We start from the raw sequence: 26,921 nt of genomic DNA, 5'->3' as shown, positions 1-26,921 counted from the left end.
GTATTTTGCTAAAAATAGTAGCAATTTTGTAAAAGAAATTTGATCGTTATGGAGCGTGCTATCGTACATATGGATTTGGATACATTTTTTGTATCCTGTGAGAGACTGGTCAACTCAGAGTTGAACGGGCTTCCGCTCATTATTGGAGGTGGAGATAGAGGGGTCGTTTCGTCATGTTCCTATGAAGCGAGGAAATTTGGTGTCCGTTCGGCTATGCCGCTGAAAATGGCATTACGTCTCTGCCCGCAAGCTAAGGTGGTCAAAGGAGATATGGAACTATACAGCAAAATGTCCCATACCGTCACAGAAGTGATTGAAGAAAGTGCTCCTGTAATGGAAAAAGCTTCAATAGATGAATTTTACTTAGACCTTACTGGTATGGATAGATTCTTTGGTGCCTATAAATGGACAAATGAACTCAGTACCAAAATTGAGAAGGAGACAGGTTTGCCAATTAGTTATGCGTTATCCATCAATAAGACTGTAAGTAAAATTGGTACTGGAGAATCGAAACCGCATGGTCACAGGGAAATCCCGTCAGTGGGTGTCCATTCCTTTTTAAATCCATTGTCTATTCGAAAAATGCCAATGGTTGGAAATGCTACTTTCCAGTTATTTTCCAGAGTTGGAATTAGAACCATAGGCACTTTATCAGAAATGCCCGTAGAGGTACTCCAACAGATGATTGGCAAAAATGGAACCGACTTATGGAAAAAAGCAAATGGAATTGATGAAACGCCTGTCATACCGTATTCAGAGAGAAAGTCAATTTCCAAAGAAAGAACTTTTAGCAGTGATACGATGGATGTTTATGAGGTAAAAAGTATTATCTCAGGGATGGCTGAACAGTTGGCCCACCAGCTCCGTCAGGAGAAATGGCTGACATCGACTGTGGTGATCAAGATCAGGTATTCAAACTTTGATACCGAAACTAAACAAAGCCGTGTAAGTTATACCTCATCCGATCACACGCTGGCAAGAGTTGCGCTTGAACTTTTTGATAAAGTTTACACAAGACGGATGCGTCTTCGCTTGGTTGGCCTGCGTTTCACAGACTTGGTCCACGGTAGTTATCAAATGAACTTGTTTGAAGACAACGCCGAACTCATCAGCCTTTACCAGACGATGGATAACATCAAAAATCGTTTCGGAAAAGATGCGGTCGGTAGAGCCGTGGGTTTTAATTTTTCACGGTAATTTTCTTCACTATGTATCTAAACTGCCATTCCTATCACAGCCTACGTTTTGGAACCTTGTCCATTAACGATCTTGTATGCCAAGCATCTGCATTGGGGGTTAAGGAACTTGTTTTAACGGATATTAATACGGTCACGGGTATATATGAATTCAAGAAAAAGTGCGAAGAAAAAGGTATCAAACCAATTGTTGGTGTTGAGGTACGCAAAGGCAGTAAATTGCTCTACATTACCATTGCAAAAGAGTTTGCTGGACTAGGGGAGGTAAACCGCGTTTTAACAAACTATAATTGTGATGGTATTGACCTACCAGAACGACCAGATTTTCAAAACTGTTTTATCATCTATCCTTTCAGTAATATTCCTAAGCAGCTTAATAACAATGAGTATATCGGTGTTCGGGAGGAAGACCTGAATATGTTGATCCGTAAAGAATATCAAAAGCTAATTTCAAAAATGGTCATATTACGTCCGGTTACCTTTAGTACTAAGAAGGAATTTAACCTGCATCGGATTTTGCGGGCCATTGACAATAATATGTTGCTTTCCAAATTACCAGAAAATGAAGTTTGCTACAGGACAGAATATTTTAAGTCTGGACAGGCAATATCAGAAACTTATCAGAATTATCCTCAAATCATCGAGAATACCCAAAAAATTCTTACGGAATGCAGCGTTGAATTTGCATTCGTTACGCCACGTAACAAGAAGTTTTATACGGGCTCCAAGAAAGATGACTTCAGGCTTTTAACACGATTAGCCTTTGCAGGATTAGAAAAACGGTATGGCAAGAACCATGAACAAGCTAAATTACGCGTTGAAAAGGAATTGAAGGTCATTGATGAATTAAATTTCAGCGGCTATTTTTTGATAACCTGGGATATAATCCGATACAGTAATAGTATGGGATTTATGCACGTCGGTCGGGGAAGTGGAGCAAATAGTATTGTTGCATTTTGTCTGGGAATTACCGATATATGTCCGATTGAGCTAGATTTGTATTTTGAAAGATTTCTTAATTTAAACCGGAAAAGCCCACCGGACTTTGATATAGATTGGAGCTGGCAGGACAGAGATATTATACTTGATTATATTTTCAATCGCTATGGCAAAGAATATGTCGCGTTTTGCGGCACCAATGTCGAATTCAAATATCGTTCAATCATTCGCGAAGTAGGAAAAGCTTTCGGACTGCCCAAGGAAGAGCTTGATGAGCTGAGTAAAAATCCGGAAAGAGTATTTCGCGATGAAGTCGTTCAGCAAGTACAGAAATATGGAAAGCTATTGGAAAAATTTCCAAATCAACGGAGCATGCATTCCTGTGGAATTATTATATCTGAAGAACCGTTGACAAATTTTACCGCGCTCGAAATGCCACCTAAGGGCTTTCCCATTGTACAATGGGATATGCATGTTGCTGAAGAGATAGGTTTTGAAAAGTTTGATATTTTGTCCCAAAGGGGACTTGGGACGATCAACGATACGGTTAGGCTGGTCGAAGAGAAAAAGGGAATAAAGATCGACATCAAAAATACCAGTCTATCCAAGGATGAACAAAAGTGCAATGAATTTTTAAGTCAGGGGAAAACCATAGGCTGCTTTTATATCGAGTCCCCTGCAATGAGGGGCCTTTTACGACGATTGAAATGTGATAATTATAAAGTGCTTGTCGCAGCTTCATCAATTATTAGACCTGGTGTTGCTCAATCTGGTATGATGCGGGAGTATATTTTTCGTCATAACAATCCAGACAAGTTTGAATACTTCCATAAAGTTTTTGAAGAGCAGCTTGGAGAAACATACGGAATTATGGTCTATCAAGAGGATGTAATCAAGATCGCGCTTCATTACGGGGGTGTTTCCGCTGCCGATGGCGATATCTTAAGAAGAGCAATGTCAGGAAAAGGAAGGTCTTTAAGTGCACTGCAAAAAGTAAAAGATGATTTTTTTGCATCTTGCAAGCAACAAGGGCATCCAGAGAATTTAAGTGCAGAGATCTACCGACAGATAGAATCTTTTGCAGGTTATTCTTTTTGTAAGGCACACTCAGCGTCATACGCAGTAGAGAGTTACCAAAGTCTATACTTAAAAGTCTATTACCCGCTAGAGTTCATGGTGTCTGTTATTAATAATATGGGAGGTTTTTACCGTACGGAAGTATATGTCCACGAAGCAAGGATGTCTGGGGGGAAGATATTAAATCCATGTGTAAATAGGGGTGAGCACCAAGCAACCATCTATGGCGATGAGATTTATTTGGGCTTTATGCATCTTGAAAAAGTCGAATCGAGACTTGGGCTATTGATTCCAGAAGAAAGGAGGCGGAATGGCGAATACAAATCGTTAGAGGACTTTATCAAACGGATTCTAATTGGCATAGAGACTTTGCAGACCTTGATTTTTATAGGAGCGTTTCGTTTTAGTGGCGTTCCGAAGAACGAATTATTATTAAAGGCAAGAGTATTGCTTGGAGAATTTAAACCGGAGCGAAGGTTTGAAACCTTATTTGAGGAACCTGTGAAAGAATTCAAGTTTCCCGAATTAAAACGAAATGTATTTGAAGATGCGTTCGACGAGATAGAGATATTGAGTTTTCCGGTGTCTTGCACACCCTTTGATCTGTTGCAGACGAAATATAGGGGATCGGTCATGGCAAATGAACTTGTTCAATACCATAAAAAGCAAGTAAAAATGCTTGCCTATTTGATTTCCCGAAAACATGTACCTACGAAGAAAGGTACAATGTATTTCGGCACATGGGTAGATGTTAATGGGGATTACTTTGACACAGCGCATTTTCCCGATTGCCTTGAAAAGTTTCCTTTTCAGGGCGGAGGTTGCTATTTACTTCTGGGCGTAGTGGAGGTCGATTTCCATTTTCCAACAATCACTATCACCAAAATGGCAAAGATGCCCTTCATTGCTGATCCGAGATATGCGCACGATGAAGAAAAACGGTTTGAAACACAGGAGAAAATAAAAGAAGATGTCAGTATGACTTTTCGGGCGCCATATCCCCAGGAACATGAGATCGGACTTCCTCGTTTAAAGTTGAATTGACAACAGCTATTGTAAAAAAAATATTGTCAATTATTGTTTCACGAAACAATTTTATAAAACTTATTTTTTGAATTAGTTAAAAATCGTAAATTGCTATTAATAATTAGTGTCTTACTAACAATAATGAATTATGAAGCTAGATATCAATACAGGGGAAGTGATTTCATTAGATGAAGCCATCAAATTCACAAATTCTTTTCAGGAGCAGAACCCACTTCAACTTAAGTCCTTTTCTGTAGGTGCAGAAAAAATCAAGGCTATTCTACAGCAGGAAAATTGTATAGCAGTACGGATCTACAATGGATACGATAGTGACACAGGTCAAACAAATCTGGTATTGGTGGGGGTCAATAAAGATGGGGAGGATATGACCGACGGACCCATCGTGGAAAGATTGTCACCTTGTCCACCAGATTGTCCAAAAGATAGTCCTTTGATAAAACGGTAATATTGCCGCAGATTTTATTTTTTGTCACCCTCTTCATTGGAGTGATACCGTTACTGATCTTATTTGTTGAAAAAAGACAATTTTCAACCAGGCACGGTATTGTTCCATTTGTATGGCTGACCGCTCTTGCTACCCTTTATGAATTTATAGGAACGGTAGTCTTAAAAATTAATACAAATTATTGGTTTCAGATCTATGCGCTTCTGGAATTTGCAGCCCTTTATTTCTACTTCTTTAAATTATTCGAAGGTAGACAGAAAAAAAATCTCCGGATATCTATGGTTGTTTGGGCTGTAATATATTGCATATCGCTTTTTTATTGGGATAGCACGAACAAGGCTATCGCATTGGCTATAAACAGCTGTACCACTTCGCTTTTCGTTTTTCTTTGCTCCATAGCTTATTTTAAAAGCTTGATGGAAGCTCCGAAAAGGAAATTCTGGCAAAACCCGACATTCTGTTTTGTCCTTGCTTTTTCGATTTATTATGCAAGTACACTGTTCCTGTTTCTGTCAAGTAAATTCGTGTTTGAGTTAGGGCAATACGGCTATTGGTGGGTGAATATCGTTGCTACACTGATTTTGAGAATTCTATTAATTTTAGGGGTATGGAAAATGAAATAGGATTTAAGTTCTTCTTCTGGTTTGGTACGGGGGTCATGTTGCTTTCTGTGCTCACGGTCGTGCTTTTTGTACTGCTTCATCATAACAAGGTGGCAAAGATCAAGAGAAAAGAATCTGATAACCTGCTACGGATCTCCTTAGAGTCGGAGAAAAAGGAACGAAAAAGAATAGCCTCCGACCTACATGACGGTATCAGCGGAGATTTGCACGCCATACACAATTACATCACTATTTTACAAAATAGGGAAGATGATAATGAGCGAATGGCCCTGTTCAAAGAGATAGAAACAATCCTCTGTACTACCATTCAGAATATCCAAGGCATAAGCTACAACTTAATGCCACCGATGCTGGAGTCACAGGGGTTGGTTCCTACTTTGCAAAGTTATTTTGATAGGATCAGGAGATGGAACCGTATTTCTTTTTCTGAGCAGTACGATCATATACCGATAGAAATCCCGGCCGCTGATGCGTATGAATTATATCGGATTGTCCAGGAGCTTGTAGCAAATGTTATCAAGCACGGTGAAGCAAGCCATATACACTTTGCAATCACTAAGAACAAAGGACAAATTGTTTTTGAGCTGGTTGATAACGGGAAAATATTTGAATTTTTCAAAAGCTTACAGCAGCCAAGAGGAATGGGTCTAAAGAATATTAAATCCCGGATTTCGCAGATTAGGGGAACACTGATACAGGCTCCCTCTACATCTGGCAATAGAATTAAAATACACTATTATGTTACGGATAGCGATAGCAGATGATCATACCTTATTCAGAAAAAGCCTGCGTTTATTGATCGGCACCTTTGATCAGATGACGGTCGTCATAGAGGCGGGCAACGGTATTGAACTGTTAAAAAAACTCGAAAGCACTTCGGCCGATATTCTCCTGCTTGATTTACAGATGCCGGAGATGGACGGCTTTGAAATCTGTATTCAAGTGAAGGAATTATATCCTGAAATCAAAATCTTAATACTTACCCAGATGGATGAAATGGAAACGATAAAAAGAGCCATGACGATGGGAGTACAGGGGTATTTTACGAAGAACACGCCACCTAATGAGCTCGAAAATGCAATCCTGAAAATGCGCGACAATGGATTCTATTTTGAGAAAGATCTTACGTCCATCATAAAGGAGATCCAAAAGAATCCAAGCTTTAAATTCGATCCCGGCAAAGAAATTATATTTACTGCCAGAGAACTTGAAATAATTGAGTTGACGGCAATGGGCTTAAAAGCGAAAGAAATTGCTGAAAAGCTATTTATAAGTACCAAGACAATCAATGCCCATAAGCAGAATATCCAGCAGAAATATGGCTTTGAAACGATGATGTCTGCTATTTTATATAGTATACACCACCAAATAATCGACCTCCATGCTCTTGATAAAAATAGGTAATTTACCTATAGGTTATAGTTAACGGTCTCTATAAATTTACAGTACAATTTGTAATTATAGAGATTAATAAAAACGGTAACTAATTCAAAACTTTAAAGACATGGCACAATTTCCACTTACTCCAGAGGGAGTTAATGCTAAGGAGAAAGAGCTTTACAGCTTAGATGACAAGGAACTCATTAATCAGGCCGTAACCCTCTCCAGGGATGCTAGAGCTTGGATTTTTGAGAATTTCAAGCTAACCGAAGAACAAGCTGCCTATTACGAGGCATTGCCCGAAGATTTTAACTATTATCTCGGATGGCAGTTGGCATCAAATGTTATCGGGCGTCAGCCGATTACGATGGACCCAGTTCCAGAAGAAGCTGCTAGAGCAAGTAACAGCAGAAAAAAGACGACAGTTTCCGTGAGCGGTAATACGAATTATAACCCACAGACCGGGGCTGTAACGTACGGTGCAAGCGTATCTGTAGGTTTTACATTCTAAAAACCAAAAAGCTGGGAAAGAATACCAGCTTTTTTATGACCATATACTTTCTTTTAGATTATTGTTTTTTCTTTAAATTTAACTATCCAAAATAAATCATCATGAAATCAAGATTCCTATTGTTCTTAATACTCTTTTTTAATATCCACTACCTATGCGCTCAAAAAACTATACTCTGGAAAGTTGAAAAGGAAGGTACTGGCAAAGTTTCCTATTTACTTGGAACCATGCACCAAGTTGGAAATTCTTTTATCGATGAAAGACCAAAGATCAAGGAATTATTATTGCGATCTAAAATTGCAGTTTTTGAATCGGTAGAAGATAAGAAGAAAACAATTATTGACGTCATGAACCAACGTCCGGATGATTTTTCATATCGGAATAACCTGGATAAAAAAGATGTACAGTTCTTAGAATCTGTTTCTTCGGACTGGACAGTTCCGGTCAGCAAACTGTCGCCTGCCGAACTCGCTGTAAAATTAGAGCAGCTGTATGTTCTGGATGTATGTGAAACAGCAAAGCCAACTGATACTTGGAAGCATTTAGATGATTACCTTCTTTCACTGGCTAAAAATGGCGGTATGAAGACCGAAGGATTGGAAACGAATTCAGACCAGTTCAATGCCATCAATGCGCAACGAGATTTTAATTGGCAGAATGCAAAAGAAGCGGTTAGTGCCCGCATTGAAAACCTAAGAGGAAAGAAAAATAAGAATCGGCTTTGCCGCATTTCCCAGACCTATTTAGGCGATATGAATTTTGATTATCAATTCGGTGTGCAGTGTGCCGGGAACGATGCAATGGTAATCAACAGAAATAAAACCTGGTTACCAAAGATCAGCGCTATACTAGACAATGATAACGCTTTTATCGCCGTTGGACTGATGCATTTATTTGGGGATTGTGGACTCATAAGTGAACTAAGAAAACAAGGGTATACCGTAACACCAGATCCTTTACCCAAAGCATAAAGAGTAGTATATCTGGTTTTCTTCTCTACAGGTTCGGTTATTGATGAATATCGCTTCACAAAAAGAATTCTTTAAAGAATTTAAAATTCCTTAACTTTACTTTTCTATCAATGGCCTTATTATGACATCCAGATTCACGATCGATGAAAAGGCACTGCTAACAAAGTTCCAAAGCGGTGATAGACTTGCATTTGACAAGATTTTCACCTTGTATCATTCCTCATTGGTATTTTTTGCAAATAGGCTTCTTTTAAATATCGGAATGGAGATTTCCAAGGATATTGTACTGGACATTTTTCTAAAACTATATGATAGACGGGAAGGATTTGAGACATTGTCAAATATAAAAGCGTTTCTGTATATATCTGTAAGAAATAGCTGTATCAAGGTCATTGATAAAGAAAAAGTGCATCAGAAGCGCTTTGATCTATATACTAAGAATTTTGACGAGTTTGAAAGGAATGTTTTGGATATTATCATCCAAACAGAGGTGTATACAGAACTGTATCATGCAATTGATCTGCTTCCAGAGCAGTACAGACTTATCATGAGTAAGATCGTGAACGGTGAAACAGCAAAGGAGATTTCCGAAGAACTGGGTATTCCTGTAAGCACGATCAATACGCAGAAATCGAGAGCAATATCCTTATTAAAAAAATCCCTCTCAGGTGCGGGAATCGCACTTTTAATGATTTATTCATAATTTTTTTATTTTTTTGAGACAACGGACATTCCTTTTGGGTTTCTATGTAAAATGGAACCAATGGAAGAGCAAAGAATTCTCGACGAGTTAAAGATTGTACCCCTTTTGGCAAAGATTGTTAGGGGAGAAGACCTTACTGTCCTAGAGGAGAAGACTGTCGAGGTCTGGCTCAACCAGAGCAGTGCAAATAAGTTGTTTTTTGAGCAATTGAAAGATCAGGAACATGTGGCCATGGAGCTGTTGAAGCGTGATGCTGCTAATTCCACAACTACCGAGGAACTTCAAAAGCTGCATACATTGATAGCTAAGAATCGCCCAACATCCTTATGGCGGTACTGGCTTACAGCCGCCGCTGTACTTTTTACCATTTCCATTTCCTTATGGTTGTATAAATATTACCAGTCGGACAAGATATTTCCAACAGAAGTAGCGACAGCTACAATAACAGAAGATGTTCTGCCCGGAACAGATAAGGCAACACTTACGTTTGAGGATGGTCAGGTGATCAATCTGACGGGTAATAAAAAAGCGATAAAGATCGATGAGCAGGGAACATCCTATATGGATGGTACAGCAATATCAAATAAAGTGCAGTTTGCAACACTCACAACGCCACGCAAGGGACAGTATAAAGTAACCCTTCCTGACGGTACCAAAGTATGGTTAAATGCGGAGTCTTCGCTACGATATCCTACGAAGTTCACAGCCAATAACAGATCTGTGGAGCTACAGGGAGAAGGCTATTTTGAGGTCGCGCACGATAAAGCAAAACCATTTATCGTTGCTTCCAACGGTCAACAAGTTAAGGTGCTCGGAACAAAATTCAATATCAACAGTTATTCCAATGAACCTACTGTCAAAACAACATTAATCAGCGGAAAAGTTGAATTGTTAAGCAGTCGGAATAAGGAAACTGTTATACTTAACCCCGGACAGCAGGCCAGGCTTGTACATGACGGTTTCGACGTGAATTCCGTAGATACCGAACCTTTTACAGCTTGGACTGCCAATGAGTTTCAGTTTAAGGGAGCGCCTTTGCAGGAGGTGCTCAGACAGGTTGAGCGGTGGTATGACGTTGAAGTAGATTACAGCAATATGCCGAATATCAAAATCAACGGAACCATTTCACGGGAAAAGAAACTATCGAGTGTGCTATATGCACTCGAAAAGATTAGCGATTTACAAATTAATCTATCGAAAGGAAGGAGGATTGAGATTAAGAAATAACGATTTATAGTTTCATATGTTGGCCTAATAAAGCCGGAGTGCGCGAACACTCCGGCCAACGGGTCTTTATTAAAGTTTTGGACAAACTAACAAAATTCAAACCCTACACAAATCTATGAAAAAACATGATTTTTCCAACAAGGAAAACATTCCGCCGTGGGTGGATGGGTTTTCCCACAGGAGAAAACTTCTGCGCATAGGCATAAAGAGCACCTTGTTCTTTATGTTACTTGCCAGCGGTACTGCGATCAAGGCACAGCAGATCAGCCTTTCCTTGCAGAAAGCACCCCTGTCAAAAGCAATTTCAGAAATTCGGAAAGCGACAAAATATGATTTTGCCTACAAAGAGGAACTACTAAAAAAAGTGGGACCAATTACTGTTAACCTGAAAAATGCCTCAATAGAGGAGACCCTGCGAACCTTGTTTGCGAACCAACCAATCGCATACGAAATTGCAGATGGCATTATCATTCTAAGCGAGCGGAAAACAACAAATACTCCCAATTCAAAAAAAAAGGAGACCATCAAGGGAAAGATCGTCGATGAAAAGGGAAATCCGCTGGCAGGAGCTACCATAACCATCAAAGGCAGCAATTATGTGACGAACTCCGATAACGACGGTACTTTTGAATTGCCTTCGAATTATGCCGAATCAGAGATACAGATCTCCTTTTTAGGCTATTCGACAATGACAGTATCCGCGAAATATATTGATCGTGTTACGTTGACCACCAATAGCAATGTAATCGATGAGGTATCTGTTGTTGCCAGTGGCTATCAATCTATACCGAAGGAAAGAGCAACGGGGTCTTTTTCCAAGGTTGATAATGCGACCTTTAACAGACAAGTGTCAACCGATGTGATCAGCAGATTGAAAGGTATAGCACCTTCTATACTTTTTGATGAGCGTTCAGGAAGTCCAAAGTTAACCATCAGGGGGCAGGCAACGATCTTTGGTAACGATCAGCCATTGATTGTTGTTGACAATTTTCCTTATGAGGGTGATATTAATAATATCAATCCAAACGATATTGAGGATATTGATATTTTGAAAGATGCTGCCGCCGCCTCGATCTGGGGCGTACGTGCCGGTAATGGTGTGATTGTCATTAAGACTAAAAAGGGACGATCAGACCAGCCCATGAACATCGGCTTTACATCAAATGTTACGATAGGGCAGAAGCCAGACCTGAACTATATTCCACAGATCAAACCAACCGATTTCATTGACATCGAAAAAATGCTATTTGAAAAGGGTTTTTACAATACCATCATTAGTAATACAGCAAGCAACAGCCCGTATTCACCTGTTGTAAGTATCCTCAACGATCAAAAAAATGGACTACTCACAGAACAACAAGCAAATGCACAAATTGATGCTCTGCGTAGTGGCGACCTGCGAAGGGATATGAGTAAATACCTATATCAGCAAAATTTAAAGCAACAATATGCATTAAATTTAAACGGCGGTACAAATAAATACTCTTATTATTTTTCAGCAGGTTTTGATAAAAACCAAAATTCAGAAAAAGGAAGTGGTTTTAGCCGTGTGAGTGTTAACAGTAATCAGGTTTTCCGTCCAATGGAAAAATTGGAGATCACAGCAGGATTAAGTTATAATCAAAATAACCAATCTGCTTCCAATGTTCTATCAATGTTAAATAACATGGGAAATGAATTAATGTATCCATATGCTAGACTTGTTGATGATAGTGGTAATCCAACTGTTGTTATTAAAGATCATAGCACGGTATTAAAGCAAAAGGCACTTTCAGAAGGATTGTTAAATTGGGATTTCGTTCCATTAGAGGAATTAGAACTACAAGATAATAAGCTCAAACAATCGGAGATACGTTTAAATACAGCAATAAAGTATACGATTATGCCTACGTTATCAGCTGAGGCCCGCTTTCAATATGAAAACCAACAAGGCAGACGTAGAAATTTCCATAGTCAGGACAGCTATGAAATGCGGGATCAGATAAATAGATTCACTACCATTAATAATGGTGTTATGGCCCGCAATATTCCAATGGGCGGTAGATTGGACATTTCGAATGGTGAACTAAGCGCATTAAATGGGCGTTTTCAATTGAATTTCGACCAAAAGTGGGGGAAACATCAGGTAAATGCTATCGGAGGATTTGAGGTTAGAGAAACAAAAGCTAACAGTATATCTTCCAGACAATATGGTTTTGATCCTCACGTCGGTTCAAGTGTCTTAGTCGACTATCTAACACGATTTAATCAATACGGTAAAGGTAGTTCCTCACTTATTCCAAATTATGATGATTACTCGGGAACTATTGATAGAATGCGGTCATATTATTTGAATGGTGCTTATAATTATGATTTGCGCTACGTGGTTTCTGCAAGCGCAAGGATTGATCAATCCAATCTCTTTGGAGTAAAGACCAACCAAAAATCAGTTCCTTTATGGTCAACCGGTTTTAAATGGAATCTAAATAAAGAAAGCTTTTACAATCTAGACTGGCTTCGGGAATTAAGTTTACGGTCAACTTTTGGTTACAGTGGAAACATAGATAGGAGTACCACAGCTTATACCACAGCTCGTTTAACAAGGAATATCGACAATAGTTTACCTTCTGCGGATCTAGTCAGCCCCCCAAATAATGAACTCCGTTGGGAGAGGAATAGAATGTTCAATATAGGCATTGATTTCGCGACCCAAAATAATAGGCTTTCGGGAAATGTTGAATTTTTTAAACGGAGAGGAAATGATCTGATTGGAAACGGAGACATAGATCCAACAACAGGCTTTTCCTCCTTTAGGGGGAATCTTGCCAATATGGATGGAAGGGGTATTGATGTAGAACTTACTTCAATCAATCTTCAAAATAAAAATTTCAGTTGGAAGACAACTGCTATTTTTTCTTATGCTAAAGATGTTGTCACTAAATATAAAAGACCAACAACGATCACTAACTTTCTAACAGATTATAGTGTTGGCAGAGTTGCCACTGCATATAGTCCTGTCGAGGGACGGTCTTTATTTGGAATTTATAGCTATCCCTGGGCTGGACTTGACCCACAGACAGGACAGGCTAGGGGATATTTAGAAGGGCAGCCATCGGCAGAATATACCAAGATTAGACAGCAGTTAGCCGTTGACCCTGCAAATAATCTAATTTATAATGGTAATGCGTTGGCGCCTTACTTCGGTGCTCTGCGTAATTCTTTCAGCTACAAAGGCATTGATTTGTCTTTCAATATAACCTACCGTTTCGGATATTATTTTAGAAGGAATTCAATAAATTATTCTGCATTGTACAGTAGCTATTATGGGCATGGTGACTACTATAACAGATGGCAGGCGCCCGGGGATGAGCTAAAGACGAATGTTCCCGTGGTAAGCTATCCGGCCGTTCTTGTGGCAGATCAGTATTATCTCAATTCTGAAGTTTTGGTAAGTAAGGGTGATCATATAAGGCTGCAGGATGTAAATCTTTCGTATAATTTACATCCAGACATATTAAGATGTTTGCACATTAAAAACGTACGCATCTTTGGCTATATAAATAACGTTTGTATGATTTGGAAAGCAAATAAAGTCAACCTTGATCCAGATTTTCCTATGGCAAAACCCATTCGGACAATTGCGTTTGGGATAAGTGGTAACCTATAAAAAATGATCCTATGAAAACGATAATAATGTCTTTAATAATATTCACATTAATATTTTTAGCTAGCTGCTCAAAGGAATGGTTAGAAGAGAAACAAGATATAAAATTAATAGTTCCGACGACCCTAAATGACATGGACTTGTTAATGAATTCAGGTATGTTTTCTTATGATCAGCGTGGAAGTATGGAAGCGTCCTGTGATGACTTTGAGGTTACTTTGGCTCAATACAATTCTCTTTTTTCTGATTTTAACCGAAAGCTGTTAACTTGGACAGTAGATGAATTCCCAAAATTAGGTGGAGGGGACTATGGGGAAGAATGGGACTATGCCTACAAACAGATCCAGAATTGCAATGTCACATTAAAAGGTCTGAGCAAAATCACAAGGACCGAAAGTAATACAGGACAGTATGACAGGATAAAAGGTACTGCCTTATATCACAGATCACGTGCTTTTTTTAATCTTACCATGACTTTCTGTAAATATTATGATGCCAATACTGCTGATAAGGACTTGGGAATTCCTTTAAAATTAGACGAAGATATTAATGAACCAATTTTCAGAAGTAATTTAAAGCAGACTTACCAGCAAATTATCGCAGACCTTAGCGCAGCAGCAATTTTATTGCCCAAAAATGCAATTTCTGGCCTTCATATTACAAATGCTGGCGCATTCGCATTACTAGCTAGGACATATCTATATATGGATAATTATCAAAAGGCACTTGAATCAACACGAAATTCATTAGCTGTTAAATCAACATTAGATGACTACAATAACTTCAATCCAGAAGATTCGAGGCCACTGTTTCTAAAAAGTAAGGAGATTCATATAGAGACGAAGTTATCAAATCCTTACGGCACATCAAGTACTTCTGCGTCCATACCAGATCAATTATATAATCAGTATGCTGAAAATGATCTAAGAAAGACACTTTACTTCCAAATTCAGGATGATAAAGTTATCTGGCGTGGTCATTTGGTTTCAAATAATCTAGCAGGTACGGCTATAGATGAAGTCTTGCTAATAGCAGCGGAGTGTGAAGCCAGAATTGGGGATAAAGATCAAGCAATGGAGATTCTCAATAAACTTCTTGCTACAAGATTTAAAACAAATACATTCATACCGTTAACAGCAAGTACCAAAGTAGAGGCGCTTGACATCATTTTGAAGGAACGCAGAAAGGAGCTTTTAAAGAGAGGACTACGCTTTCAAGATCTTAAACGTTTAAATAAAGACCCCCGTTACGCCAAAACCTTAATGCGTACTGTGGGAGACAAGACATACACTTTACCACCGAAAGATCGACGTTATATCTTTCCCATCCCTCAGTATATCATTAATTACAGTGGTATAGAACAGAACTAACTTTTAAAAAGACAGAAAATCATGAAAAAAATATTAGTACTGATTGTAATGTATATCATTACAACGCAAAACTCCTTTGCTCAAACAAAAACCAGAATTAGCGGATTAATTGAAAATGCAAAAGATACAATAATTAACATTGACTTGCTCATTTTTGATGGACAATTTGCTGAAACAAAAATGCAGGAATTTCATATTGAGACAAACAACGGCAAATTTAAATTCGATTTTGATCTAAAGAGGACAGGGAAAGCCACTGTTTACATTAATAACAGAATTATTTTTATCCCCGGCAGTTTCGGGGTTCTGGTAAATCCCGGTGATAATCTTACATTTACCATACCGGATGTAAAGAAACTTGGTCTTGATAATATGAATATTGATGGAAAGGGATCAGATAAGCTCAATTTGTTAAAAGCCATTAATCACAAGCTCCTGGCAACAGGTATACATCTTTTATTCTGGGATAGAACAAGTATAACTGAGAAGTATAAAAACGCGGATATATACTTAAATATTATTGATTCGATGTGCAGCTTGAATAAACTTAAAGATCCTCGGGATATGAAGTTAATAAAGGCGCAATTAGTTGACGGGACCTTAGATCAGGTATTAGCGCATTCTGTCAAATATTATTCTGACTCTGTTGCCATCCTCTTTGAAAAATATATCAAAAGAAAAAACAGGATCGAACCTTTTCTGAATAAGGAAGTGATTAATTATTATGGTGGAAGATTTATACTACCCAGTTATATGCTATTATCTAATCGTGATAAAATTCAGGGAGAATCGCATATTGTTCGTTTTACTAAGCCATTGGATTATAATAAGCTTATTGTAAACGAATTTGATGAGGAACCATATGTACGTGATTTCCTTCTTTCTTATTTTACTAGAGACTTTTTTCGTGCAAAATGGGATTCTCCTGTTTCACAGGATGTGCTTAATTTTTATGTTAAACATGTAAATAAGAATAATCCGCACTTCCAAGAGGTTTTGGATACTTTTGAAGATGTTCAAAAAAACCTTAAAAGGGGTGATGCTTTCTACAATTTCAACCTTCCTGATACAACAGGACGAAGACATCAATTGGCAGATTTTAAAGGTAAAATTATTTTACTCGATTTTTGGTTTAACGGCTGCTTTGCATGCAAAGGGATAGCTCCATCCATCGAAAAAGCTGAAGAGTATTTTAAAGGCAAAGATATCCAGTTTATCTCTATTGGTATTGATAAAAATGAACCTTGGAAAAAGGGAATAGGAATATTCTCAAGTAAAAATTCTTTACAGCTATATACTGAAGAGCAGCGAATGAATCACGATATCATAAAATTTGCAAAGGTTACATTTTATCCGAGACTAATTGTTTTGGATAAGAATGGCAATATTATAGGAGTGCCACCAAATCCGGCGACTGATTTTGAAGGTTTTACAGCTTATCTTAATAAGCTTTTATAGTAATTTAATAAATTGATCCATTAAAAAAGTGCCTAAGAAATACCTATACTTTCTCATATATGGTTCAGCAGCATAAATTTAGAAAGGTATCCCGTAAGGATACCTTTTTAATATTACAATTCTCATTTCCTATGGTCTTCTAACGCCAAAAATTTTGTTCTCTTCAGTTGGCTGTTGTGTTTCAAGAGTGTATTCCTGAGCACAAAGATCTCCTTCACCTTCACATGGATGATTGGAAGGGTCATAAGCATCTCCCATTGATCCATTTGGGTTTACGTAACGAATACCTGTTGTTACTTTTGAGTCAACTTTTGCCGGAGCAAATGAAAAAGCAGTAAACGTACCTAGTGCAATTGCTGCAACTCCTAAGGTAATTCTAAGTGATTTCATGATGTTTTGGTGCTTTTATAAATCAAAAAGCTAAACTTTAGTTTTTTGCCTACTCTGGGTTTCAGGTTTTCGGCTTCCCCTGTTTAGTTATTAGTTTTAAATTTAGTGTGTGGTCTGAATATGACTACTGTGTGGTGGCCTTTTAAACGAAAACATGATCAGACCAATGATATTTAGTACCAGTACTGCGAGATTAATCAACAGTTGATCATCCCAAAGCAACCCCCTATACAGCGAGATACATGAACATGGTATGCTTGGTGCAAACTTTAAAATGTAAATGAGATAACCTGTGTATATCACGAGGACTGATAGTGAGGTAATAAGTCCTATCTTTCTCCAGGACTTCTTTAGCAACAGTACCACAAGTGACAAATGCAGCAGCTGTAAAATGTAAGGCAAAGGTGATCCAAGAGATGATAGGAGATAAGCACCTTTGATCTGCCTATTAAAAGTATCAAAATCAAGAACCTTACTTGCAAATGTATAAGCCCACAAGAGTATTAGTAAGAATATAATAATTTCGGCTATCAAGTTTTTCGTTCGCATGGCATTGTGTATTTTGGTTTTACATTGAAAAGGAGGGTCTACTCGAATATTATTTCGAAGTCCGCCATTGGCCACCATGTCTGATCGGTGGGTCTTTTATCGATTCATCAAGTTCAGGATCAGGGTCAGTGGCAAAAACTCCTACCTGAATTGTATCGCTAACTTTCGACATTTCTGTTTTTGAGTTTACAGTATTCAGTTTTCCTAGTTCTAACGGTTCTATTTCGGATTCTCTACAGGAGTGCAAAAGTGCAGTTCCTGTGATGATTAATATTGTTGAGATAATGATCTTCATTTTATAAAAAATTTTAAGAATTATCCCGGCCGGTTATTTCGAATTCGAGAACGAAGGTAGAGGGCATTAGCGCACGGAAAAACTGTTTAGTGCACTCATTGAACAATTTGAATGCGCAAATTGTTCAATTTGAGCATTGTTACTGCATTGTAAATCAATATTTTAGATTGTTTTTGTGGTATGTTGGAGTTTTCCGTTCTACATAATTCATGATTTGGCGAATTTTAGTAATTTTATATAAACTTGACCTATGAAATTCTCCACTTTTCATATCATAATCCTTTTATGCTTATTACACTGTGAATTGCTCTGTGCCCAGAAAGAAGGGTACAGTAAATATTACTATATCAGGAGAAACTATGAAGTGTTTTCGGAGAATGATGTCAGGGCACTTCCGTTCATACGTCAATATATTGCTGAGGCAAAAAAAGATAAAGATTATGGTAAGTTATATCAGGGTTACGCGGACGGCGTTGAATTCTCCAGTGATCGTAACGTAAAACTCAAGTTTGCAGATAGTACCATAATAGCCGCCAAATTATCACGCAAAGATGCATTAGTAAGTTCAGCCTATCTTGAAAAGGGCGTTGTCTATTATTTTCACTTTAAAAAATACCAATTGGCACTGAATGAGTTCCTTGTCGCAGTTCAGTATGCGGATAAGGATACAGATCCATATTATAAGAACCGGTTGAATTATCTTATCGGCGTTGTAAAAAGCTATATCGGGTACTACGATGAGGCATTAGTACTTTTTATAAAGACACGTAACTATTTTGCATCAGAACTTAACAAAAATCAACATCCGAACATTCTATATGATGCACGAAGAGGATACTTTAATAGTCTCCACCAGATGGCTATCTGTTATCGGAACATGGGGAAATATGCACTGGCCGATTCAATTGTCAGCGTTGGACTTACCGAAATCGGTGCTAACCGGGAGCATCGGCAGGAATCTGGTTATTTTTTGAAAGAAAAAGGAATTTCTGAGTTCCGTAAAAAAGAATTTTCAGCAGCGCTTGCATCTCTTTCAGCATCCTCCGTAGCACTTTCCAAGATTAATGATTTTTCGTGGTTGACTGTAAACTATTCGTTTATAGGGAAATCGTACCTGGGTCTTGGGGGTAAAACGCATGCTGTGAGAAATTTTGAAAAAGTAGATTCTATTTTTCAGAAACATGGTTTTATTGTTCCCGAAGTACGGGATACCTATGAGCTTCTAATTGACCAGTACAAAGCGTCGAATGATGTAGAGAAACAATTGTACTATACAAATCAGCTTTTAAAGGTCGACAATGTTCTATACCGGGATTTCAACTATTTGTTACGAAAGATGAGCAAAGAATATGACACACGTTTATTAAATGAAGATAAGAAGCGGCTTGAAAATAAATCCGCTGAGGACAATCTTGCCAAATGGGGATTGGGCACTGTTGCTGTCAGTTTTGCTGCGACAATGTTATATTATAAGAGGCGGGCAAAAAGAATCCGCCGCAAATACGCCATTTTGGAGCAAAAGATCATCGCCCGGGATACTGCAAATGTGGTTATATCGGTACAAGAAAAGCAGGACGATAGTAAACTTGAAATAGACCCAAAGGTTGTGGAAGAAATTTTGCATAAACTAGAAGATTTTGAGCATAAGGAGGGATTTAAAGAGCATGGCCTGACGCAACATAAGTTGGCGGATAAATTTGATACAAATCATTACTATTTATCTCAGATCGTAAACGAATATAAAGGAATGAATTTTACGAAATACCTCATCGTGCTACGGATCAGATATATAACGGACAAACTCTACAATGATCCGGAATACCGGAAATATAAGATTGAAACGCTTGCTGATGAATGCGGTATGGCTTCACGAAATCACTTTTCTAAACTTTTCAAAGAAATCAATGGAATTGGCCCTGCTGATTTCATCAAGAGACGATTAAAAGATACCAGTAAGGAGCAGAATCTCACCATAGAGACCGTTATTTAAGAACTTAGACAGCAGTCTTTCATCAGCTACCAATTTTCAATTTATAGGGACACTCTTCTTGTGGGTCTGATATTTGTTTTCTGGAAAATAATTGGATAAAATACTGATTAGTAGAATTACTACAATTTTTAAAATAATACCTAATTCATTTTGCTGTGAATTTCTAAGGAGTTATATTGCAAAACTAAAATCACCTATTTCATGAAAAAAAACACTATGAAAAACACCAAAGCTGTGCTCTTCTGCATATGAAAGAAAAATTTCAATTCCACAGAAATTTGACCGACCACACCCAGAAGCAGTCACCAACTTTTTTGGCTTAAGCATATATTGGCTACCATTGACTGTTCTCCTGATAAATTAGTATCACCATTTATTGGTGAATATCCAAGCAATAACATAAATGAAAAAATAATTATGCATGTTTCAAAAAGATATGGATCATTTAGATTCTACAAGCCATGATAGGAAGAGGATAGAAAAAGCTACTTCAATCGAATCTTCTTTTCAGGCAGCTAATACAACAGGCAATATGTTTGATAAACCTGTTGTTTCCAATAATAAATCCGTCACCGAAGATCGGTTATGGAATAACCAGCCAACCTCGAAAATATTTAACGTTGCGGGGATTTCAGAAAATGAAGTCAACGGAATTAATAGACTGGTTAAGCTTGAAATAGTTATTGAGGGTAAACCAATTCGTTTTTTTAAGCATTTTAAGCTTGTACAAAGCGCCGTCAAACATCACACTTTTGAGCTGATCCTTGCACACGATACTTTGGGGGAGGTTGAAAACCATAATTTAGAAAAGGCGCAAAACTTTCTTGGTAAAAGGATTACTGTCGTATTCAAATATAAGGACGTAGAGGAAAGCCCTGAAAGAAATTTTGTAGGGGTAGTGACGGAAGTTGGATTTAGCCAGGAAAACGGAAACCTCGGAAATATTGTTCTTATCGGTTCAAGTCCAACAGTTCTGTTGGATGCTGCTCCACATATACAAAGTTTTGGAGGTTCACAGGACATAAGTCTGAATAGCATAGCTTCACAGGTAATAAGTGAAGGTCTTGATTCAAGCAAGTTTGATTTCAGAGTAGATTCCACCTACGGTAATGTGGCTTATAGCTCGCAATATGAAGAAACCCATTATAATTATTTAGCCCGAATCGCCGAAGCTTACGGCGAACAATTCTACTATGATGGTGAAGTGTTGCATTTTGGAAAACTGCCACCCTCAGAAAATCCCGTGAAACTGGTTTACGGCAGGAATTTAAGCGATGTAAAGATCCGGATGAAGGCACAGCATGTTAAGCCGTCGTTCTACGGTTACAATAGTCGAAAGAATGAGAGATTAACAGGTGGAAATGCGGCTATTAAGCATACATCGGATATTGCCCGGAGAGCTTATGAAATTTCGGAACATACATTTAAAACCCCATCACTACGAATTGCTCCAATAAAGGCAAATTCATTTTTGGATATTGAAGCTTCAGAGAAAGGTACTGCGGGAAGCAAAGCTGCCGAGGTATTTGTGACCACCGGTATTTCGACAGTTCCTTTTTTATACCCGGGATGTACTGCTGATTTGGAGATGCGAACAACAGATAGTAATGAGACCTCCTATTTCACCAGACTTTTATTGACGGAAGTGGTTCATGAAGTTGACGCAAGAGGATATTATAACGGGCGGTTTGAGGCTATTGCAGCCGATTCGGGTTACATTCCGCGACCTGAATTTGTTGTCCCAAAAGCTGAACCGCAGTTTGGAAAGGTAGTTTCAAATACCGATCCATTAAATCAGGGAAGAGTTCAGGTTCAATTTGACTGGCAACAGGGTAAAGATAGGTCCGAGTTTATCCGGGTAATGTCACCAGATGCTGGGAGCAGTGATGATGTGAAAACAAACAGAGGCTTTATGTCGGTTCCCGAAGTAGGAGATCAAGTTATGGTCAATTTTGTATATCAGCATCCTGACCGTCCCTTTGTAATGGGTGGATTGTTTCATGGGGGGATCGGCGCTGGTGGCGGATCAGGCAATAATGTGATGTCCTTTAGTGGGCGCAGTGGAGCGGAATTAAAATATGACAATGGTGCAGGTTCCATGAACCTGAAAGACAAAGGTGGGGCAAAAATGCATTTTGACGGAACTGGAAATGCAACTACAGATGCAAATTTAAATCATGTTATCAACGCCGGAACTAAAAGCTCGATTAATGTAGGGGCTAAGGAAAATAGTCCTGCAACCTCTGTTTTCGATATGGATGAACAAGGAAATATAAGCTTTAAAGGAAAAAAGAGCCTGACCATCACAATTGGCAACAGCTCATTTACCATGAAAGACGATGGTACCATTACACTTTCCGGCAAAGATATATCAGTAACCGGCAGCAATAAACTTGCGATGAATGCCACCCCGTCTGAGAAGGGTGGCGGTGCAGGAACTATCGACATAACTTCCAAAGGAGGGGACATTACAATTAGTAATGATCAGCATATAAATGTAAAAGGTGGAATAGAGGTAAAGCTTACATGACATGGAATACATTAAAGATCAAGCTATACTGGATTGCGACAAAGGACTGTTGAGTTCGACATTGATAGTAACGTCTAATCCAAAAATCAAGCTCCGTGATGGGAAGTTTGCAACCGACAAGGACAATATTGCGGGACTGAATATTCCCAATTTTGGACTATGTGGCCTGAAAGGAATTTGCAGGCTGAACCTTGAACTATCAGGTGTTCCGCTCACGTGGATCAAGACAGTACCAAAGATCAAGGTTTTGGATAAAAAACCATTATCCGATGTGTCAAAATGTATCTGTCCATATGGCGGTGTTATCAGCTGTAAGAATTCAGGACAGTTATAAATTTAAAAAATAGTAATTATGGAACTAGCAATTGCGGGTGGTGCCTCTGGAATTTTTGCGAGTGCAACCACTGCGGGAACTTCGATGTCGTGGAATCCTATTGGATGGATAATTTTGGCTGTTGTTGCTATTGCTGCAATATGGTATTTCTGGGATGATATATGTGACTTTTTCTCAACGGTAGGCAATGCCATTGCTGATGCTGCCAAGGTAGTTTGGGAATTTGTGACTGCACCTCCCGTTACCGCACCACCACCAACAGTGGATGAAGAGCTGCCCAAACCTGTTCTTCCTCCTGCAGATATACCAATTGAAGCGCCTATTACAGTGCCGATTGCGCCACCGCTTACAGTACCGCAGACCAAACCAAGGACAAGAAGAAGAGAAAAAGATATTTACAATGTTTATGATCTCCATGTCGGAACTCCCGGTCTTATGCGAAATTACACCTTTGGAGCGGGATTTGTGAATCAATTTATGTTGAGTGGTGCAATCTGGAAATATGGATTAACATCTTTTAAATCTGTATATGCACGATATTTAGTAATTTTCCAATTATATCATGGAGATAAAGATGAATATATCTTAAACAGTCTATCTTCTGGGAAATTATTACCTTTTGAGTGGTATTTGCAAAATGTGAACTATGCCACGGCCAATGCCGAAGAAGTGTCGTTGATTGATACCTATATGGCTACGCATGGCAAACTGCCGCCGGGTAATACTTTTAGAGGTTAGTATTGTTTACAATTATAAATTTAGAATAATGAATGAACAGGAAGTAGAGAAATTATTGCAGAAAATAAGCAATCAAAAGATGTTTGGCGAAACAGAGAAAGCTATCGCCAATTTACATATTTTAAATAATGAGTTTCCAAAGGAGAAGAAATACCTTGCCCTTTTAGCCAGTGCATATTTTGATGCCGATTCAATTGATGTGGCGGAGGAATTTTGTGCGAAGGCTTTAGAAATCGATCATGATTATCCAGAAGCTTTTGAGCTGAAAGGTCTTATCGCCGAAAAGAAGGGTGACAATGAACTGGCTGAAAAATATTATAAGGAATCTATTTCAAAAGAGACGCCATTTAAGATGGGGTATCTGAGACTTGTCTTATTATATTATAAGCTGGAACGATATGAAGATGTTATAAAGGAAGCAGAATACCTCCTTGCTAATTTTGATACGAATCGAAATGAATATACAGCAGAAGATCAAAGAAAAATATTTGCTCAGTGGCTATCATTTGCATACAACAGACTTTATTCAGCGCTGATACGGACTAACAAGTACGAACAAGCCGCTGAGAAAGTCAATGAATATGTTGCATTTAGAAGTAATTACGTTAAAGACCCGTATCAGTTCCTTTCTGAAGATGAGATATTGTTCAAGTTATATTATGCTTTAAATGACAATGAAAAAATGAAGGAGATAGAGGAAAAAATGCTTACTTTTTATATGGTTCCCGAAGGTATTGTTGCATCCATGAAAAAGGATGCTGAGCAAGGATATTTGGAAAGCGCCAACCCAGATAACTATACAGTATAAACTATAATAAATTGGGTGGTTGCCATCCATTGATAATATCATGTCTGAACTATTGCGTCCTGTTGAATATAGGTTTTCATTTCAAAAAAGGAGTTCTTACAAAGGGAAATCACTTTTTAATATAGATTCAAGCGGCGTGTTCATTTTGGAGAAAGATGAAGTGAATACTGAAGAACCGAGCTTTAAGTTTACCAATATAAAGTATCAAAGTAGCAACACGAACGATCCGTTGCTGTTTAGTCCTGTTGTCTGGAAGTATGGTCGGCGTTTGGGTGTTGCAGCGATCACAAATAAAAATATTTTTAAACCTAAATGGAACCGTTTTCGGGATAAACACCGAAATCCATCTAATAGAGTCTTGTTGCTACTGGTCGAAAAATTGTACTTCAATACACCTTTAGGTATGGAGTATGATACCTTTTCCAATGGTGTTTATTTGCCCTTTTTCATAGACTCAGATGGTCGTTGTCGTGTCGGCGAGCAGTATAAGGGGCTAGATTATTTGGCAATGCCGTTGGACCTTCCATTGGAAACAGTGTTTGAGTGTAAAGCGAGTGACGAAAAGGAGATACACCTTGAAGGCTGGGTAACATTGAATGAGAAAAATCTGGATGCCTTGCTCATGGATCAGGGATTTAGGGCTAAGGCCAAAGATTACCATGTATCCCGAGATTTCTCAATAGATTCAAAAATTACGGTTATTAAAGATACCGTAGCTGATGTTGTGAAACGAATCAGTTTCAATTTGAACATAAAAGGCGAGCAAGATCTATTTGAGGAAATTACCTACGAGGTCAATACAGATTTTGACAGTTTTCAAGGCAATGTATACAAGATCGTGGATGGGAAAAAATATTCTCAGGAAGAATGGGAAGACTATGAGCGGGATCGGAAAAGGCCAGGAAGGAACTTTTCTTTGTTGGATGAAGATTGATTTTTGGTAAGAAGAATAATACATCATTGAAATTCTTCTATTTTGTTGATGTAAAAATTTGCTGTGAAGATACTTTTAAAAAAAATTAAGGGTCAAAAAAATCTATCTGCGAAGCTTCTTGGGATACTGTGTATCCCACAAACAACCCGCAACGGCTGTCGAAGCAGGGAATAGCTGCATGGGGACAGCCGTTGTAGCCGATTTAGCGCCAAAAGCCGTAAGCTTTTGGCCGCCGGCAGATTTTAACTGCCGACAGATATAGGTTGAGTTCTAAAATTTTCAAGATTTAGGAACAGCCCCCGATGTTCAGTCATACCGGACTTTAAAAGGTTCCATAGGAGGGAAGCGCCCATTTGCGCTAATGTTGCATTGATGAAAAGATCTTGTTTTTCGAGTGATTCCGCAAGCGAGCAACTCGGTGTATCATCTGTTTTTTCGGATTCTTTGAGCAAGTCAGTAAATTCATCGGTAACAAAAGGAAGTTCAGCTACTGTTGTAAATATTTTCGATCTTGGCTGTTCTATTTTTCCAATTGTTGATAACAGCACCTGCCCTGAAAATTTGCTGTTCCCAAAATCCAGCCAATACTTTGGGGCGTCCCTATGATAAGAATATTGTTTTTTTAGTGTACGTATGATATGTGCTATTTCAAATCTTGAACTGACGTTATCTGTACAGGATATGTAAATTGACGCCCCTGCATTTTCAGGAATATTACCCAGCTTGTCACGTTCAAATTTTTGACTTTCTGCTTTCCAGTTAAAGCCTGCCCAACGATTAATACGGTTGATAATCGCTACGGATTTGTACAGACCTTTTTCAGATTCTGCAAAGCGTTGGCGACCAATGTTAGCAGGTGTTATGAGATCATCGTCCCACAGATGTACGTCCAATCCACTGTGTCCGAGCTCTAGTAGGCTATGATTAATCTCCATTAAGGAAGTCATCAATTTAGAGCCAGTTCCACCTGCGCCAATGACATTGACAAGGATCGAGTTTGTTGGACGTAATAATTCATTATGAAGAAAATGAACATTTGTTTTTACCGTTTTCATAGCAATATATCTTTAAGTTTTTGACTGTTTTTAAGAAGAATCTCATTAGGGAACAATTTATTTGTATTGACCAGACTTTCCCACAGCATGACGCAGTTGCCGTTGATTGGGTTGTGTTCAGACATTAAGTGTGAAAAGTAACTGTTGAAAAAATAGGCTTCCCATAATTTTGTCAGTTCCTTAATGGAAGATGTTTCACTCACTTCGATATCGACTGAACCCATACAAACGTTCCCCTTTTGGTAAACATTAAAGAAAGGCGCATGATAAAGCTCTGTATTGGGTGTTGGTCTTCTGCTTGATGCTAATGCAAAAATTGACAGTGATTCCCTGTCAGCCATCCAGAGTAGGGCGGGTGTATGAGCATTGCCCGATGGTATCCCTAGTCCTTTACTGAAATGGAGCTGACGGTATTGCGCTTTTGTGAACCAAATGATCTTACCAAGTTTGGCATCAAAGGACAGAATTGTGCTATCCAAGATTCCGTCCGATTTTAATAATCTGTCCTTTTCATCATCAGTATGAAGTGATTCAGCCAGTCTTTTTGCTTCTCTGACCGTTAGGGGATGCGCATTAATCGGATTCCCCTCTTTATTTATGTCGTAATGCTCAACATAAGATTTACTTGAATCCCCATCAGCCTTATAAAATATCAGTGCAGATTTTGGATAATAGTAGGTCGCGAAATTGCTTGTAATATCTTTCATG

General features: G+C 38.4%; 24 protein-coding genes. 19 read left to right on the top strand and 5 right to left on the bottom strand.

Annotation, left to right across the window (positions count from 1 at the left end):
• Positions 1-48: 48 nt before the first annotated feature.
• The 13 genes from dinB to DRF65_RS11260 all read left to right on the top strand — a co-directional run bounded on the left by dinB (position 49) and on the right by DRF65_RS11260 (position 16,590).
• Complete coding sequence (gene dinB, locus DRF65_RS11320) at positions 49-1,197, top strand: DNA polymerase IV (protein WP_115970868.1); 1,149 nt, start codon at positions 49-51, stop codon at positions 1,195-1,197.
• Between the two features lie 11 nt (positions 1,198-1,208).
• Positions 1,209-4,256, top strand: coding sequence for a DNA polymerase III subunit alpha (locus tag DRF65_RS11315; protein ID WP_115970867.1), 3,048 nt, complete (start codon positions 1,209-1,211; stop codon positions 4,254-4,256).
• A gap of 130 nt (positions 4,257-4,386) precedes the next feature.
• On the top strand, positions 4,387-4,704 hold the full coding sequence (locus tag DRF65_RS11310) for a hypothetical protein (RefSeq protein WP_115970866.1): 318 nt from the start codon (positions 4,387-4,389) through the stop codon (positions 4,702-4,704).
• A 2-nt stretch (positions 4,705-4,706) separates the two neighbouring features.
• Positions 4,707-5,327 carry a hypothetical protein gene (locus DRF65_RS11305; protein ID WP_115970865.1) on the top strand — a complete coding sequence of 207 codons (621 nt, stop codon included), beginning with the start codon at positions 4,707-4,709 and terminating at the stop codon, positions 5,325-5,327.
• On the top strand, positions 5,312-6,091 hold the full coding sequence (locus DRF65_RS11300) for a sensor histidine kinase (RefSeq protein ID WP_115970864.1): 780 nt from the start codon (positions 5,312-5,314) through the stop codon (positions 6,089-6,091). Before DRF65_RS11305 ends, DRF65_RS11300 begins: the two co-directional genes overlap by 16 nt.
• The gene (locus tag DRF65_RS11295; protein WP_115970863.1) at positions 6,066-6,731 is read left to right on the top strand and encodes a response regulator transcription factor; all 666 of its coding nucleotides are present in this window, start codon (positions 6,066-6,068) and stop codon (positions 6,729-6,731) included. The genes DRF65_RS11300 and DRF65_RS11295 overlap by 26 nt, the downstream gene beginning before the upstream one ends.
• A 100-nt stretch (positions 6,732-6,831) precedes the next feature.
• Entirely contained in the window at positions 6,832-7,218 is a 387-nt protein-coding gene (locus tag DRF65_RS11290) for a hypothetical protein (RefSeq protein WP_115970862.1), read from the top strand.
• 101 nt (positions 7,219-7,319) lie between these two features.
• Entirely contained in the window at positions 7,320-8,189 is an 870-nt protein-coding gene (locus DRF65_RS11285; RefSeq protein ID WP_115970861.1) for a TraB/GumN family protein, read from the top strand.
• A 121-nt stretch (positions 8,190-8,310) separates the two neighbouring features.
• On the top strand, positions 8,311-8,892 hold the full coding sequence (locus DRF65_RS11280) for an RNA polymerase sigma factor (protein WP_115970860.1): 582 nt from the start codon (positions 8,311-8,313) through the stop codon (positions 8,890-8,892).
• A 105-nt stretch (positions 8,893-8,997) separates the two neighbouring features.
• A complete protein-coding gene (locus DRF65_RS11275) occupies positions 8,998-10,119 on the top strand; it encodes a FecR family protein (protein ID WP_165852214.1) in 1,122 nt (373 codons plus the stop codon).
• A 115-nt stretch (positions 10,120-10,234) separates the two neighbouring features.
• Positions 10,235-13,765, top strand: a complete 3,531-nt coding sequence (locus tag DRF65_RS11270) for a SusC/RagA family TonB-linked outer membrane protein (RefSeq protein WP_115970858.1) — start codon at positions 10,235-10,237, stop codon at positions 13,763-13,765.
• 11 nt (positions 13,766-13,776) lie between these two features.
• Positions 13,777-15,132, top strand: coding sequence for a RagB/SusD family nutrient uptake outer membrane protein (locus DRF65_RS11265; RefSeq protein ID WP_115970857.1), 1,356 nt, complete (start codon positions 13,777-13,779; stop codon positions 15,130-15,132).
• Positions 15,133-15,153: 21 nt separating this feature from the next.
• Positions 15,154-16,590: a peroxiredoxin family protein gene (locus DRF65_RS11260; RefSeq protein ID WP_115970856.1), complete on the top strand. Its 1,437-nt coding sequence runs from the start codon at positions 15,154-15,156 to the stop codon at positions 16,588-16,590.
• A 129-nt stretch (positions 16,591-16,719) separates the two neighbouring features.
• On the opposite strand, the gene DRF65_RS11255 is transcribed toward DRF65_RS11260, so the two are convergent.
• The 3 genes from DRF65_RS11255 to DRF65_RS11245 all read right to left on the bottom strand — a co-directional run bounded on the left by DRF65_RS11255 (position 16,720) and on the right by DRF65_RS11245 (position 17,824).
• Positions 16,720-16,980 (bottom strand): hypothetical protein, encoded by a 261-nt coding sequence (locus tag DRF65_RS11255; RefSeq protein WP_115970855.1) that lies wholly within the window; start codon positions 16,978-16,980, stop codon positions 16,720-16,722.
• 102 nt (positions 16,981-17,082) lie between these two features.
• Positions 17,083-17,529, bottom strand: coding sequence for a MauE/DoxX family redox-associated membrane protein (locus tag DRF65_RS29250; protein WP_115970854.1), 447 nt, complete (start codon positions 17,527-17,529; stop codon positions 17,083-17,085).
• A 49-nt stretch (positions 17,530-17,578) separates the two neighbouring features.
• Positions 17,579-17,824, bottom strand: a complete 246-nt coding sequence (locus DRF65_RS11245; RefSeq protein ID WP_115970853.1) for a hypothetical protein — start codon at positions 17,822-17,824, stop codon at positions 17,579-17,581.
• A 304-nt stretch (positions 17,825-18,128) separates the two neighbouring features.
• Between DRF65_RS11245 and DRF65_RS11240 the strand changes: the two genes are divergently transcribed.
• The 6 genes from DRF65_RS11240 to DRF65_RS11215 all read left to right on the top strand — a co-directional run bounded on the left by DRF65_RS11240 (position 18,129) and on the right by DRF65_RS11215 (position 25,158).
• A complete protein-coding gene (locus tag DRF65_RS11240) occupies positions 18,129-19,814 on the top strand; it encodes a helix-turn-helix domain-containing protein (protein ID WP_165852213.1) in 1,686 nt (561 codons plus the stop codon).
• Between the two features lie 436 nt (positions 19,815-20,250).
• Positions 20,251-22,344 carry a type VI secretion system Vgr family protein gene (locus DRF65_RS11235; protein WP_228438643.1) on the top strand — a complete coding sequence of 698 codons (2,094 nt, stop codon included), beginning with the start codon at positions 20,251-20,253 and terminating at the stop codon, positions 22,342-22,344.
• A gap of 1 nt (position 22,345) precedes the next feature.
• Positions 22,346-22,678 carry a DUF4280 domain-containing protein gene (locus DRF65_RS11230; protein WP_115970850.1) on the top strand — a complete coding sequence of 111 codons (333 nt, stop codon included), beginning with the start codon at positions 22,346-22,348 and terminating at the stop codon, positions 22,676-22,678.
• 18 nt (positions 22,679-22,696) lie between these two features.
• Complete coding sequence (locus tag DRF65_RS11225) at positions 22,697-23,416, top strand: hypothetical protein (RefSeq protein WP_115970849.1); 720 nt, start codon at positions 22,697-22,699, stop codon at positions 23,414-23,416.
• Between the two features lie 28 nt (positions 23,417-23,444).
• On the top strand, positions 23,445-24,224 hold the full coding sequence (locus tag DRF65_RS11220) for a tetratricopeptide repeat protein (RefSeq protein ID WP_165852211.1): 780 nt from the start codon (positions 23,445-23,447) through the stop codon (positions 24,222-24,224).
• Positions 24,225-24,264: 40 nt separating this feature from the next.
• A complete protein-coding gene (locus DRF65_RS11215) occupies positions 24,265-25,158 on the top strand; it encodes a hypothetical protein (RefSeq protein WP_115970847.1) in 894 nt (297 codons plus the stop codon).
• 242 nt (positions 25,159-25,400) lie between these two features.
• Here DRF65_RS11215 and DRF65_RS11210 read toward each other — a convergent pair whose 3' ends face one another.
• On the bottom strand, positions 25,401-26,213 hold the full coding sequence (locus tag DRF65_RS11210; RefSeq protein WP_115970846.1) for a PRTRC system ThiF family protein: 813 nt from the start codon (positions 26,211-26,213) through the stop codon (positions 25,401-25,403).
• On the bottom strand, positions 26,210-26,920 hold the full coding sequence (locus DRF65_RS11205) for a PRTRC system protein B (protein ID WP_115970845.1): 711 nt from the start codon (positions 26,918-26,920) through the stop codon (positions 26,210-26,212). The genes DRF65_RS11210 and DRF65_RS11205 overlap by 4 nt, the downstream gene beginning before the upstream one ends.
• Position 26,921: the final 1 nt, after the last annotated feature.

Origin of the sequence: Chryseobacterium pennae (assembly GCF_003385515.1) — a bacterium.
GTDB lineage: Bacteria > Bacteroidota > Bacteroidia > Flavobacteriales > Weeksellaceae > Chryseobacterium > Chryseobacterium pennae.
Note: the sequence above shows the minus strand (reverse complement) of the source record. Positions and strands in the feature narration are given on the sequence as shown.

Excerpts from the sequence above, each read along its gene's own strand:
- DRF65_RS11290 (WP_115970862.1), top strand. The coding sequence starts at position 6,832 with ATGGCACAATTTCCACTTACTCCAGAGGGAGTTAATGCTAAGGAGAAA.
- DRF65_RS11245 (WP_115970853.1), bottom strand. The coding sequence starts at position 17,824 with ATGAAGATCATTATCTCAACAATATTAATCATCACAGGAACTGCACTT.
- DRF65_RS11315 (WP_115970867.1), top strand. The coding sequence starts at position 1,209 with ATGTATCTAAACTGCCATTCCTATCACAGCCTACGTTTTGGAACCTTG.
- DRF65_RS11280 (WP_115970860.1), top strand. The coding sequence starts at position 8,311 with ATGACATCCAGATTCACGATCGATGAAAAGGCACTGCTAACAAAGTTC.
- DRF65_RS11225 (WP_115970849.1), top strand. The coding sequence starts at position 22,697 with ATGGAACTAGCAATTGCGGGTGGTGCCTCTGGAATTTTTGCGAGTGCA.
- DRF65_RS11235 (WP_228438643.1), top strand. The coding sequence starts at position 20,251 with ATGGATCATTTAGATTCTACAAGCCATGATAGGAAGAGGATAGAAAAA.
- DRF65_RS11310 (WP_115970866.1), top strand. The coding sequence starts at position 4,387 with ATGAAGCTAGATATCAATACAGGGGAAGTGATTTCATTAGATGAAGCC.
- DRF65_RS11255 (WP_115970855.1), bottom strand. The coding sequence starts at position 16,980 with ATGAAATCACTTAGAATTACCTTAGGAGTTGCAGCAATTGCACTAGGT.
- DRF65_RS11295 (WP_115970863.1), top strand. The coding sequence starts at position 6,066 with ATGTTACGGATAGCGATAGCAGATGATCATACCTTATTCAGAAAAAGC.
- DRF65_RS11210 (WP_115970846.1), bottom strand. The coding sequence starts at position 26,213 with ATGAAAACGGTAAAAACAAATGTTCATTTTCTTCATAATGAATTATTA.
- DRF65_RS11205 (WP_115970845.1), bottom strand. The coding sequence starts at position 26,920 with ATGAAAGATATTACAAGCAATTTCGCGACCTACTATTATCCAAAATCT.
- DRF65_RS29250 (WP_115970854.1), bottom strand. The coding sequence starts at position 17,529 with ATGCGAACGAAAAACTTGATAGCCGAAATTATTATATTCTTACTAATA.
- DRF65_RS11270 (WP_115970858.1), top strand. The coding sequence starts at position 10,235 with ATGAAAAAACATGATTTTTCCAACAAGGAAAACATTCCGCCGTGGGTG.
- DRF65_RS11265 (WP_115970857.1), top strand. The coding sequence starts at position 13,777 with ATGAAAACGATAATAATGTCTTTAATAATATTCACATTAATATTTTTA.
- DRF65_RS11300 (WP_115970864.1), top strand. The coding sequence starts at position 5,312 with ATGGAAAATGAAATAGGATTTAAGTTCTTCTTCTGGTTTGGTACGGGG.
- DRF65_RS11285 (WP_115970861.1), top strand. The coding sequence starts at position 7,320 with ATGAAATCAAGATTCCTATTGTTCTTAATACTCTTTTTTAATATCCAC.
- DRF65_RS11230 (WP_115970850.1), top strand. The coding sequence starts at position 22,346 with ATGGAATACATTAAAGATCAAGCTATACTGGATTGCGACAAAGGACTG.
- DRF65_RS11220 (WP_165852211.1), top strand. The coding sequence starts at position 23,445 with ATGAATGAACAGGAAGTAGAGAAATTATTGCAGAAAATAAGCAATCAA.
- dinB (WP_115970868.1), top strand. The coding sequence starts at position 49 with ATGGAGCGTGCTATCGTACATATGGATTTGGATACATTTTTTGTATCC.
- DRF65_RS11260 (WP_115970856.1), top strand. The coding sequence starts at position 15,154 with ATGAAAAAAATATTAGTACTGATTGTAATGTATATCATTACAACGCAA.
- DRF65_RS11215 (WP_115970847.1), top strand. The coding sequence starts at position 24,265 with ATGTCTGAACTATTGCGTCCTGTTGAATATAGGTTTTCATTTCAAAAA.